Below are 12,287 nucleotides of genomic sequence, written 5' to 3'. Positions count from 1 at the left end.
TTGAATCCATCGCGAACAGGTTCGCTCCTACAGTCAACCGCATTCCCCTGTAGGAGCGAGCATGCTCGCGATGGACGTAAACGATTACACGGAAAACCTGACACCCCGCGACGCTCTTGAATCCATCGCGAACAGGTTCGCTCCTACAGTCAACCGCATTCCCCTGTAGGAGCGAGCATGCTCGCGATGGACGTTAACGATTACGCGGAAAACCTGACACCCCGCGACGCTCTTGAATCCATCGCGAACAGGTTCGCCCCCACAGAAAAGCGCGTTGTTCCGAACTGTTGTTTTTTAATGAGACCGAGCCATGCATAACAACAATAAAGAGCTGACCTTAAGCGCCCCGCTCAGCGGTCCGGTGCTCACGCTCTCCAAAGTCCCGGACCCGGTGTTCGCCAGCGGCGCCATGGGCGACGGCATCGCCATCGACCCGTTGAACGACACCCTTCACGCCCCCTGCGCCGGCGTGGTGGTCCACGTAGCGCGCACTGGCCACGCGGTCACGTTGCGTGCCGACAACGGTGCGGAACTGTTGTTGCACCTGGGTCTCGATACGGTCGAACTGCAAGGCCAGGGCTTCTCGATGCTGGTCAAGGAAGGCGCGCGCGTGGTCAACGGCCAACCGCTGTTGCGCTACGACCTGGACAAGGTCGCGCAGCAGTGCAAAAGCCTGGTCAGCTTGCTGATCCTGACCAACAGCGAGCAATTCCAGGCACGGCCAATCACCCTGAAATCGGTGAGGGTCGGCGAACCGTTGCTGCACATCATTCGTCGACAAACATCTGGCGCCCAGGCCGAAGTGGACATGGGCGGCGAAGAGATCCACGGACATGTCCGCATCGCCCATCGAGGTGGTTTGCATGCCCGGCCGGCCGCGTTGATCCGTCAGACAGCGCAAGGCTTCAAGAGCAAATCGCAGCTGCACTTCGCCGGCAAATCGGCAACCTGCGACAGCCTGATCGGGTTGATGGGCCTGGCCATTGGCGAGCAGGAAGAAGTTCAGGTCAGTTGCCAGGGCCCGGATGCCCAAGCCGCTCTGCAAGCGTTACTCTCAGCTTTATCCACAGCGCTCGCCGAAGACACTCACGCAGCCGCGCCGGCACCGATTGCCCAGCGTGCGCGTGCCGCCGAAGCGGGCGTGCTGCACGGCGTTTGCGCCGCGCCCGGCCTGGTCGGCGGTCAGTTGTTTCGCTTGAACACCATCAGCCTGCCCGTAGACGCCGGCAACCACGATCCAGAGCAACAACTGCACGCCCTCGATACCGCGCTGAGCGTGGTACGCAGTGAAATCGACACCACCCTGGCCCAAGCGAAAAAACACAAGAACACCGACGAAGAAGCCATCTTCGCTGCGCACCTCGCGCTACTCGAAGACCCGGCGTTGCTGGATGCCGCAAACGCCTCCATCGACCAGGGGATGGCCGCGACTCACGCCTGGAGCCAATCGATCGACGTGCAGTGCGAGGTGCTACAGCAACTCGGCAGTGCGCTGTTGGCCGAGCGCGCCAACGACCTGCGCGACCTCAAGCAACGGGTGTTGCGCGCCCTCCTCGGCGCAACCTGGCACTACGACGTTCCGCCCGGCGCCATCGTCGCCGCACAGGAACTGACCCCGTCCGACCTGCTGCAACTGAGCCAGCAAGGCGTCGCCGGGCTGTGCATGGCCGAAGGTGGCGCGACGTCCCATGTGGCGATTCTCGCTCGTGGCAAAGGCTTGCCGTGCCTGGTTGCGCTGGGCTCGACGCTGCTTGATCAGCAACAGGGCCAAGCCGTGGTGCTGGATGCCGACGGCGGTCGCCTCGAATTGGCCCCTGACGACGAGCGCATTGCCGTCGTGCAGCAAGCGCAACTTGACCGCCAGCAACGTCGCGCGCTACAACAATCTCAAGCACACACCCACGCACTCACCCTCGACGGCGTGCAGATCGAAGTGGCTGCCAATGTGGCGTCCAGCGCCGAGGCAGCGGATGCCCTGGCCAATGGCGCCGATGGCGTCGGCCTGTTGCGCACCGAATTCCTTTTCGTCGACCGCAACACCGCGCCGGACGAAGAAGAGCAACGTGGTGCTTATCAAGCGGTGCTCGACGCTATGGGCGACAAGTCGGTGATCATCCGCACCATCGACGTCGGCGGCGACAAGCAACTCGATTACCTGCCGCTGCCTGCCGAGGCCAATCCCGTGCTGGGCCTGCGCGGCATTCGTCTGGCTCAGGTTCGACCTGAACTGCTGGATCAACAACTGCGCGCCCTGCTGCGCGTCAGTGCGCTGTCTCGCTGCCGAATCCTGTTGCCGATGGTGACGGAGGTCGACGAGTTGCTGCACATCCGCCAGCGCCTCGAGGCCTTGTGCACTGAGCTGGGCGTGAGTGAACGCCCGGAGCTGGGCGTGATGATCGAAGTCCCGGCGGCCGCGTTGCTTGCCGAGCAGTTGGCCGAACACGCGGACTTTCTGTCCATTGGCACCAACGACCTGTCGCAATACACCCTGGCCATGGACCGCGACCACGCCGGCCTCGCCTCGCGGGTCGATGCGCTGCACCCGGCGCTGCTGCGGCTGATCGCCCAGACCTGCGCCGGTGCAGCACTGCACAAGCGTTGGGTTGGCGTTTGCGGCGCGCTGGCTTCTGACCCGCTGGCCACGCCGGTACTGATCGGCCTGGGCGTCAGCGAGTTGTCGGTAAGCCCGGTGCAAATCGGTGAAATCAAGGATCGCGTGCGGCACCTCGACGCCAGCGAATGCCGGCGCATCAGCCAGGGTCTGCTCAAGCTCGGCAGCGCCGCTGCAGTGCGTCACGCCTGTCACCAGCATTGGCCTCTGAGCTGAACAACGCCAACAAGAATCCAGGGAGATCCGCCATGTACCAATACTTCATCGAAGGCCTGCAGCGCCTCGGCCGTGCGCTGATGCTGCCGATCGCCATCCTGCCGATTGCCGGCCTGCTGCTGCGCCTTGGCGACACCGATCTGCTGAACATCGCGATCATCCACGACGCCGGCCAGGTCATCTTCGCCAACCTGGCAATGATCTTCGCCATCGGCATCGCCGTCGGCTTCGCCAGGGACAACAACGGCACCGCCGGGCTGGCCGGGGCCATTGGTTATCTGGTGATGGTCTCGACCCTGAAGGTGCTGGATTCAAGCATCAACATGGGCATGCTCGCCGGGATCATCAGCGGCCTGATGGCCGGCGCGCTGTACAACCGCTTCAAGGACATCAAGTTGCCGGAGTATCTGGCGTTCTTCGGTGGCCGCCGCTTTGTACCGATAGTCACCGGCTTCACGGCGGTGGGCCTGGGGGTCGTCTTCGGTTACATCTGGCCGCCGATCCAGCACGGCATCAATGCTTTCGGCGCATTGATGATGGAGAGCGGCAGTATCGGCGCGTTCGTCTTTGGCGTGTTCAACCGTCTGTTGATCGTCACTGGCCTGCACCACATCCTCAACAACATGGCGTGGTTCGTGTTCGGCAACTTCACCGACCCGACCACCGGCGCGCTGGTGACCGGCGATCTGTCGCGCTACTTTGCCGGCGACCCGAAAGGCGGCCAGTTCATGACCGGCATGTTCCCGATGATGATCTTCGGCCTGCCCGCCGCGTGCCTGGCGATGTACCGCAATGCCTTGCCGGAACGGCGCAAGGTGATGGGCGGGATTTTCCTGTCCATGGCGCTGACTTCTTTCCTGACCGGCGTGACCGAGCCCATCGAATTCGCCTTCATGTTCCTCGCGCCACTGCTGTATCTGCTGCATGCTTTGCTGACCGGCGTGTCGATGGCCGTCACCAATGCGCTAAACATCCACCTGGGGTTCACCTTCTCCGATGGTTTTATCGACATGATTCTTGGCTGGGGTAGATCCACCAACGGCTGGCTGGTGTTCCCGGTGGGCCTGGCGTATGCGGTGATCTATTACCTGGTGTTCGATTTCTGCATCCGACGCTTCGACCTGAAGACACCGGGCCGTGAAGGCAGCGTTGCCACCGAGCAGGTAGCAGTCACCGAAAATGAGCGCGCCGGTGCTTACATCAAGGCATTGGGCGGTGCCGCCAACCTGATCACCGTCGGCGCTTGCACCACACGTTTGCGTCTGGACATGGTGGATCGCAACAAAGCCTCGGACACGGACTTGAAAGCACTCGGCGCAATGGCCGTGGTGCGCCCGGGCAAGGGCGGAAGCTTGCAGGTGGTGGTCGGGCCGATGGCCGATGCGATTGCCGATGAAATCCGCCTGGCGATGCCGGCGTTGGCGCGAGCCATTGTGTCGACGCCTGCGGCGCTGGTCGAAGAACCGACACCTGTCGCCGTCGCGACTCCAGAAGCGCAACAATGGCTGCAAGCCTTGGGTGGTGGCGACAATGTGCTGCAGCTGGATTGTGTGGCGATGACCCGCATTCGCCTGCAACTGGCTGACGGTAAAGCCTTGTCCGAAAGTGAGTTGAAGGCCTTGGGTTGCCATGGCGTGACTCAGCTGGAGGGAGGGATCTGGCACCTGCTGATTGGCGACAAGGCGCCGATTTTGAGTGGTACGCTGGAAACCTTGATCAATCGCAGTGAGGTCAGCGCCAAGGTTTAGATCCTGGTTCCCTGGCGGGCCCCAAAAAAACCTGGGCATGAAAAAACCCGCTGAAATCACTTTCAGCGGGTTTTTCATTTCAGCAGCCAGGGAATCAGAAATCCTCCAACCGCCACACCTCATAAGCCGGTGTCTCGTAGGGGTGACTCTGCTTCAGAGCCTCCACCACCGGGCGAATCAACTCATCCGCCACCACCAGCTCAACCTTCCATTCCTCCACCTGCTCGACCTGCCCGGTTTGCCCAATGAACGGCTGGCTGCCATCCAGTGGCCGAAACTGGCCTTGGCCCAGCACCTGCCATGAACAATGGTCATAAGCACCGATCCGCCCGCCACCGGTGGCGAATACAGCGCTTTTAACCCGCTCGACATGACTGTCGGGAACGAAAAAGCTGAGCTTGTACACGGTGCTTAGTTCACCCACACACGAGCATTACGGAACATGCGCATCAGCGGAGCATCTTCTTTCCACTCATCCGAACGCCACGAGTTCTGCACGGCACGGAACACACGCTCCGGGTGCGGCATCATGATGGTCACGCGACCGTCGCGGCTGGTCAAACCAGTGATCCCGCGCGGCGAGCCGTTCGGGTTGGCCGGGTAGCTTTCGGTGACCTTGCCGTGGTTGTCGACGAAACGCATCGCCACGCAACCGGACAGATCGGCTTCCAGCAAGGCTTCTTCGCTGGAGAACTCGGCATGACCTTCACCGTGGGCGATAGCGATCGGCATACGCGAACCGGCCATGCCCTGCAGGAAGATCGAGTTCGACTCCTGGATCTGTACCATCGCCACGCGCGCTTCGAACTGCTCGGAGCGGTTACGCACGAAGTGCGGCCAGAACTCGCTGCCCGGGATCAGTTCGTGGAGGTTGGACATCATCTGGCAACCGTTGCACACGCCGAGGGTGAAGCTGTCGTTACGCTCGAAGAAACCCTGGAACGCATCGCGGGCACGGCTGTTGAAGAGCGCGGACTTGGCCCAGCCTTCACCGGCACCCAGTACGTCGCCGTAGGAGAAACCACCGCAGGCGACCATGCCCTTGAACTCGTTCAGGTCGACGCGACCGGCCAGAATGTCGCTCATGTGCACGTCGATCGCGTTGAAACCGGCGCGGTCGAACGCCGCCGCCATTTCCACCTGGCCGTTGACGCCCTGCTCACGCAGTACGGCAACCTGAGGGCGAATGCCTTTCTTGATGTAAGGCGCGGCGATGTCCTGGTTGACGTCGTAGCTGAGCTTGACGCTCAGGCCCGGGTTGTCTTCTTCCAGCAGCACGTCGAACTCTTGCTCGGCGCAGTCGGCGTTGTCACGCAGACGCTGGATCTGGTAGCTGGTCTCGGCCCACTGACGTTGCAGCAGACGACGCTGACCTTCGAACACGGTGTCGCCGTTGAAGGTGATGTTGATCTGGCCATTGTTCATTGGCTGACCGATCACCGACACGCACTCACCCAGGCCGGCAGCGCTGAACTGCGCGAGGATGTCGGCAGTGGAGTCCTGGCGCACCTGGATCACGGCACCCAGTTCTTCGTTGAACAGGATGGCGGCGATATCGGCGGAGGTTTCGGCCAGGCCGTCGAGGTTCAGGCTCAGGCCGCAGTGACCGGCGAAGGCCATTTCCACCACGCTGGTCAGCAGACCACCGTCGGAACGGTCGTGGTAAGCCAGCAGGTGACCGTCGGCGTTGAGGCCCTGGATCACTGCGAAGAAGGCTTTCAGGTCTTCGGCGTCGTCGACGTCCGGGGCCTGATTGCCGAGCTTGCCGTGAACCTGGGCGAGGATCGAGGCACCCATGCGGTTCTGGCCGCGACCGAGGTCGATCAGGATCAGGTCGGTGGTGCCCTTGTCCATGCGCAGTTGCGGGGTCAGGGTCTGACGGATGTCAGTCACTGGCGCGAAACCGGTGACGATCAACGACATTGGCGAAGTGACGGATTTGTCGACGCCTTCATCGTTCCAGCGGGTGGCCATGGACATCGAGTCCTTGCCCACCGGAATGGTGATGCCCAGCTCAGGGCACAGCTCCATGCCGACCGCTTTCACGGTGTCGTACAGGCGTGCATCTTCACCCGGGTGGCCGGCAGCCGACATCCAGTTCGCCGACAGTTTAATGTCGGAGATCTTGCCGATGCGCGACGCCGCGATGTTGGTCAGGGTTTCGCCGATGGCCATGCGGCCCGACGCCGGAGCGTCCAGCAGAGCCAACGGAGTACGTTCGCCCATGGCCATGGCTTCACCGGTGTAGACGTCAAAGCTGGTGGCGGTGACGGCAACGTCGGCCACCGGAACCTGCCACGGGCCGACCATTTGGTCACGGGCCACGAGGCCGGTGATGGTGCGGTCGCCGATGGTGATCAGGAAGCTTTTGCTGGCCACGGCCGGGTGATGCAGGACGCGCTCGACGCATTCACCGATGTTCAGGGTCGACGGATCGAAATCGTCGCCCAGCTCGTTTTCACGAACAACCGAACGGTGCATGCGCGGGGCTTTGCCCAGCAACACTTCCAGCGGCATGTCCACCGGGCTGTTGCCGAAGTGGCTATCCGTCACGGTCAGCTGCGGCTCTGCGGTAGCTTCACCGACTACGGCAAACGGGCAACGCTCACGTTCGCAGATCGCCTTGAAGCGCTCGAAGTCAGCCGGGCCGACCGCCAGAACGTAACGTTCCTGGGATTCGTTGGACCAGATTTCGTGCGGGGCCATGCCCGGCTCGTCGTTTGGAATGTTGCGCAGTTCGAAACGGCCACCGCGCTCGCCGTCGTTGACCAGTTCCGGGAAGGCGTTGGACAGACCGCCCGCACCCACGTCGTGGATGAAGCTGATCGGGTTCTTGTCGCCCAGCTGCCAGCAACGGTCGATGACTTCCTGGCAACGGCGCTCCATTTCCGGGTTTTCGCGTTGTACGGAAGCGAAGTCCAGGTCCGCCGAGCTGGTGCCGGTGGCCATGGAGGAAGCTGCACCGCCACCCAGACCGATCAGCATCGCCGGGCCGCCGAGCACGATCAGCTTGGAGCCGACGACGATCTCGCCTTTCTTGACGTGCTCTTCACGGATGTTGCCCATGCCGCCAGCCAGCATGATTGGTTTGTGGTAACCACGGACTTCATCACCGTGCGGGGTGGTGATCGATTGTTCGAAGGTACGGAAGTAGCCAGTCAGGGCCGGACGACCGAATTCGTTGTTGAACGCAGCGCCGCCCAACGGGCCTTCGATCATGATGTCCAGCGCGGTAACGATGCGCTCAGGCTTGCCGTACGGCACTTCCCACGGCTGTTCGAAGCCAGGGATCTGCAGGTTGGACACGGTGAAACCGGTCAGGCCAGCCTTAGGCTTGGCGCCGCGACCGGTAGCGCCTTCGTCGCGGATCTCGCCGCCGGAACCGGTGGATGCGCCCGGGAACGGGGCAATCGCGGTCGGGTGGTTGTGGGTCTCGACTTTCATCAGGATGTGCACCGGTTCCTGCACCGCGCCGTACTGGCGGGTTTCAGGGTCCGGGAAGAAACGGCCGGCCACGGAGCCGACGATTACCGAAGCGTTGTCCTTGTAAGCCGACAGAACGCCTTCGCTGTGCATCACGTAGGTGTTCTTGATCATGCCGAACAGGCTTTTTTCCTGGCTCTCGCCGTCGATGTCCCAACTGGCGTTGAAGATCTTGTGACGGCAGTGCTCGGAGTTCGCCTGGGCGAACATCATCAGTTCGATGTCGTGCGGGTTGCGCTTCAAGCCGACGAAGGCGTTGACCAGGTAATCGATCTCGTCTTCAGCCAGGGCCAGGCCCAGCTCGGTGTTGGCTTTTTCCAGCGCGGCGCGGCCGCCACCCAGCACGTCGATCGCGGTCAGCGGTTTTGGCTCGGCGTGGCTGAACAGGCCGGCAGCCTGTTCGAGGTTGCCCAGAACGATCTGGGTCATGCGGTCGTGCAGTACATCGGCAATTAGTTGGGCGTCAGCATCGCTGAACTGGCCGCCAACATAGAAGGCGATGCCGCGCTCCAGGCGCTGGATCTTGCCCAGGCCGCAGTTGCGAGCGATGTCGCTGGCCTTGCTCGACCATGGCGAGATAGTGCCGAAACGCGGCAACACCAGGAACAGACGGCCGGTCGGCTCTTGTACCGGAACGCTTGGACCGTACTTCAGAAGGCGCGCAAGCACCTGCTGTTCGTCGCCGGTCAGGACGCCGGTAACTTCGGCGAAGTGAGCGAATTCAGCATACAGGCCGCTGACAGCCGGAACCTTCTGGCTCAGTTGCTCAAGGAGCTTGCTGTGGCGAAAGGCAGAAAGGGCAGGAGCGCCGCGCAGGATCAACATCTTCGGGACAGCCTCGGGAAGGGGTGTGCTTTGAGGCCGTGCATTCTAGCCTAAACAGCCCGCGACATCACCCGAAACGCTACGCACGGTTGCACTGGAGTGTCTATCTGTGTTTCTGCCCCGAGAGTCAGGTTAACCGGGCGTGTCACCACAGCTTATTTTTACTGTATCAAAATGCATAAAAGGCCCATTCCTGCGGGGTTTCGGCCTGTTTTACGATCGCTAGCAGATAGGCCCTTCGCTGTCGAGATATGGCGCCCGTGGTCCTTTGCGTATACTGCGCAGATGTTTTCCCCAACGGCTTTGCGTCCGCGGTACGCCAAATGGCTGATCGCAACCGGACTCTTCCTGATGCTCCAGGGTTGTGTTGATAAACCCAACACACTGGAGCGTGTAAAGGAGGATGGTGTGCTGCGGGTGGTTACCCGTAACAGCCCCGCCACTTACTTCCAGGATCGTAACGGTGAAACCGGCTTCGAATACGAGCTGGTGAAGCGCTTCGCCGACGATCTGGGGGTCGAACTCAAGATAGAGACCGCCGACAACCTCGACGACCTGTTCAACCAGGTAGGCCAGCCCAATGGCCCCGTACTGGCAGCCGCTGGCCTTGTCACCAGCGAAGAACGGAAAAAACAGGTACGGTTTTCCCATTCCTACCTGGAAGTCACCCCACAGGTCATTTATCGCAATGGCCAGTCGCGCCCGACCGATGCGAAGGATCTGGTGGGCAAAAAAATCATGGTGCTCAAGGGCAGCACCCATGCCGAGCAACTGGCGCAGCTGAAACAGAAATATCCCGGTATCGAATACGAAGAATCCGACGCAGTCGAAGTCGTCGACCTGCTTCGTATGGTCGACGAAGGTCAGATCGATCTCACGCTGGTCGATTCCAACGAAGTGGCGATGAACCAGGTGTACTTCACCAACATTCGCGTCGCCTTCGACCTCGGTGACGCCAGCGACCAGAGCTGGGCGATAGCGCCCGGTGAAGACAACAGCCTGCTCAACGAGGTCAACGACTACCTCGACAAGGTCAAGAAGAACGGCACCCTGCAACGCCTCAAGGACCGTTACTACGGGCATGTCGACGTACTTGGCTACATGGGCGCCACCACCTTTGCCCAACACCTGCAGCAACGCCTGCCCAAGTACGAGCAGCACTTCAAGGCCTACGCCAAGAAAGAGAAAGTCGACTGGCGCCTGCTGGCGGCCATCGGTTACCAGGAATCGCTTTGGCAACCCACAGTGACCTCCAAGACCGGCGTGCGCGGCCTGATGATGCTGACCCAGAACACCGCGCAGGCCATGGGCGTGTCCAATCGCCTGGACCCCAAGCAGAGCATCATGGGCGGCGCCAAGTACCTGGCCTATATGAAGGATCAGCTGGACGATTCGATCCAGGAGCCGGACCGCACCTGGTTTGCCCTGGCGGCGTACAACGTCGGCAGCGGTCACCTGGATGACGCGCGCAAGCTGGCGGCCAAGGAAGGACTGAACCCGGACAAATGGCTGGACGTGAAGAAGATCCTGCCGCGCCTGTCCGAGAAGAAGTGGTACAGCAAGACCCGTTACGGCTATGCCCGCGGCGGCGAACCGGTGCACTTCGTGGCGAACATCCGTCGTTACTACGACATCCTCACCTGGGTCACGCAGCCGCAGCTGGAAGGCGATCAGGTGGCCGAGGGCAAACTGCTGGTGCCGGGGATCGACAAGAGCAAACCGGCTCAAGAGCCTGCCCCGCTCTAGTCCAGACAACCAAAATCAAATGTGGGAGCGGGCTTGCTCGCGAATGCGGTGCAACATTCAACATTTCTGTTGGCTGACACTGCGCTTTCGCGAGCAAGCCCGCTCCCACATGGTTTTTGCGCTGGTTTTTAAGCCTTGGCAGCAGCCGCCAGAATCAACGCCTTCATCTCCGACACCGCCGACTTGAAGCCAACGAACAGCGCATGGGCGACCAGCGCATGGCCGATGTTCAGTTCATTGATGCCCTTGATCGCTGCCACCGCCTCGACGTTGTGGTAGTGCAGGCCATGGCCGGCATTGACGATCAGGCCCTGGGCCAGGCCAAACGCCACACCATCAGCCACGCGCTTGAGCTCTTCAGCCACCTCGGTCGGCGTTTGCGCATCGGCGTAGCGACCGGTGTGCAGTTCGATCGCCGGCGCGCCTACGCGGTGCGACGCTTCGATCTGACGCTCATCGGCGTCGATGAACAGCGACACTTCGCAGCCGATCTTCGCCAGGCGTTCTACCGCTGCCTTGATCCGCGCCTCCTGCCCCGCCACGTCCAGACCACCCTCGGTGGTCAACTCCTGACGGGTCTCCGGCACCAGGCAGACATGCGCCGGGCGGATATGCTCGGCGAACGCCATCATCTCTTCAGTGACACCCATTTCGAAGTTCATGCGGGTTTGCAGCACGTCCTTGAGCAGCAGCACGTCGCGCTCCTGGATGTGCCGGCGGTCTTCGCGCAGGTGCACGGTGATGCCGTCGGCGCCCGCCTCTTCTGCATCCAGCGCGGCCTTGACCGGGTCCGGGTAACGAGTACCCCGGGCCTGACGCAAGGTGGCAACGTGGTCGATGTTCACGCCAAGAAGAATGCGGGTGCTGGTGGTCACGGAAAGCGCTCCAGAAGAAGAGAAAGTTCGGTGCACAGCATACGGGGAGACTACGGCTTGCGAAACAGCTCGCGACTGACCAGAGGCCGACCACCCAGGTGAACGGCCAGTGCCTGACGCATCAAACGCTTGGCCGCCGACAACGCACCCGGAGCGCTCCAGTCGGCTTCAGCCATGGCCAGCAGTTCGGCGCCATTGAACAACCCGGGCTGCAGCAGATAGACCCGCTCCAGCCCCGCATCCACCTGCAAACGGTAGAGGCCGTCTGGCGCAACGGGTTCGTCGTGGATATCGGTTATCAATGAAAATCCGTAGCCCAGATCATCCAGCAAGCGCCACTCGAACGACCGCAGCAACGGCTCCAGCGGACGGCCTTCGGCCAGGGCCAGCAAGGTCGCGGCATAGTGATCGAACACCGCAGGAAAAGGGTCTTCGGCAGGCAACAGGCGAATCAACAGCTCATTGAGATAAAGACCGCTGAACAGCGCCTCGCCGTTGAGCCAGGACGCGATGCCGGCGCTCTCCATGCGCCCGACATTCTTCAGCTCACCACGCCCGCGGAACTCAACTTCCAGCGGCACGAACGGCCGCGCCAACGTCCCGGCCTTGCCCCGCGCACTGCGCAACACCGCCCGCAGCCGCCCTTGCGGCGTCAGGAAATCCACCAGCGCACTGTTTTCGCGGTAGGCGCGAGAGTGCAGGACGTAGGCGGGTTGAGGGATGGGTTGGGACATGGAAATCGCAGATCTCAATGGGGAAGCGCAGTTTTACAAGCAACCCAAA

7 protein-coding genes are annotated in these 12,287 nt (G+C 61.7%); 3 read left to right on the top strand and 4 right to left on the bottom strand.

Features of this window, described 5'->3' with window-relative positions:
• Positions 1-310 precede the first annotated feature (310 nt).
• Together ptsP and nagE are read left to right on the top strand one after the other, a co-directional pair.
• Positions 311-2,827, top strand: a complete 2,517-nt coding sequence (ptsP, locus tag AC07OG_RS13975; protein ID WP_495067290.1) for a phosphoenolpyruvate--protein phosphotransferase — start codon at positions 311-313, stop codon at positions 2,825-2,827.
• Positions 2,828-2,859: 32 nt separating this feature from the next.
• Positions 2,860-4,575 carry an N-acetylglucosamine-specific PTS transporter subunit IIBC gene (gene nagE / locus AC07OG_RS13970; protein ID WP_495067289.1) on the top strand — a complete coding sequence of 572 codons (1,716 nt, stop codon included), beginning with the start codon at positions 2,860-2,862 and terminating at the stop codon, positions 4,573-4,575.
• 94 nt (positions 4,576-4,669) lie between these two features.
• On the opposite strand, the gene AC07OG_RS13965 is transcribed toward nagE, so the two are convergent.
• Complete coding sequence (locus AC07OG_RS13965; RefSeq protein WP_495067328.1) at positions 4,670-4,981, bottom strand: NGG1p interacting factor NIF3; 312 nt, start codon at positions 4,979-4,981, stop codon at positions 4,670-4,672.
• Positions 4,982-4,986: 5 nt separating this feature from the next.
• Positions 4,987-8,883, bottom strand: a complete 3,897-nt coding sequence (purL, locus tag AC07OG_RS13960; protein ID WP_495067288.1) for a phosphoribosylformylglycinamidine synthase — start codon at positions 8,881-8,883, stop codon at positions 4,987-4,989.
• Positions 8,884-9,168: 285 nt separating this feature from the next.
• On the opposite strand from purL, the gene mltF reads away from it, so the two are divergent.
• Positions 9,169-10,629 (top strand): membrane-bound lytic murein transglycosylase MltF, encoded by a 1,461-nt coding sequence (gene mltF, locus AC07OG_RS13955; protein ID WP_082457595.1) that lies wholly within the window; start codon positions 9,169-9,171, stop codon positions 10,627-10,629.
• Between the two features lie 128 nt (positions 10,630-10,757).
• On the opposite strand, the gene pdxJ is transcribed toward mltF, so the two are convergent.
• Both pdxJ and recO read right to left on the bottom strand, forming a co-directional pair.
• The gene (gene pdxJ, locus AC07OG_RS13950) at positions 10,758-11,504 is read right to left on the bottom strand and encodes a pyridoxine 5'-phosphate synthase (RefSeq protein WP_060543134.1); all 747 of its coding nucleotides are present in this window, start codon (positions 11,502-11,504) and stop codon (positions 10,758-10,760) included.
• A 50-nt stretch (positions 11,505-11,554) separates the two neighbouring features.
• A complete protein-coding gene (gene recO / locus AC07OG_RS13945; protein ID WP_060543133.1) occupies positions 11,555-12,238 on the bottom strand; it encodes a DNA repair protein RecO in 684 nt (227 codons plus the stop codon).
• Positions 12,239-12,287: the final 49 nt, after the last annotated feature.

This window comes from Pseudomonas sp. GW821-FHT09H03, from assembly GCF_059415945.1.
The sequence above is the reverse complement of the archived record's forward strand: the minus strand, read 5'-3'. Positions and strand labels throughout refer to the sequence as shown.

Bases quoted from the DNA above. Each gene is read 5' to 3' on its own strand.
- ptsP (WP_495067290.1), top strand. From the start codon at position 311: ATGCATAACAACAATAAAGAGCTGACCTTAAGCGCCCCGCTCAGCGGT.
- nagE (WP_495067289.1), top strand. From the start codon at position 2,860: ATGTACCAATACTTCATCGAAGGCCTGCAGCGCCTCGGCCGTGCGCTG.
- purL (WP_495067288.1), bottom strand. From the start codon at position 8,883: ATGTTGATCCTGCGCGGCGCTCCTGCCCTTTCTGCCTTTCGCCACAGC.
- mltF (WP_082457595.1), top strand. From the start codon at position 9,169: ATGTTTTCCCCAACGGCTTTGCGTCCGCGGTACGCCAAATGGCTGATC.
- recO (WP_060543133.1), bottom strand. From the start codon at position 12,238: ATGTCCCAACCCATCCCTCAACCCGCCTACGTCCTGCACTCTCGCGCC.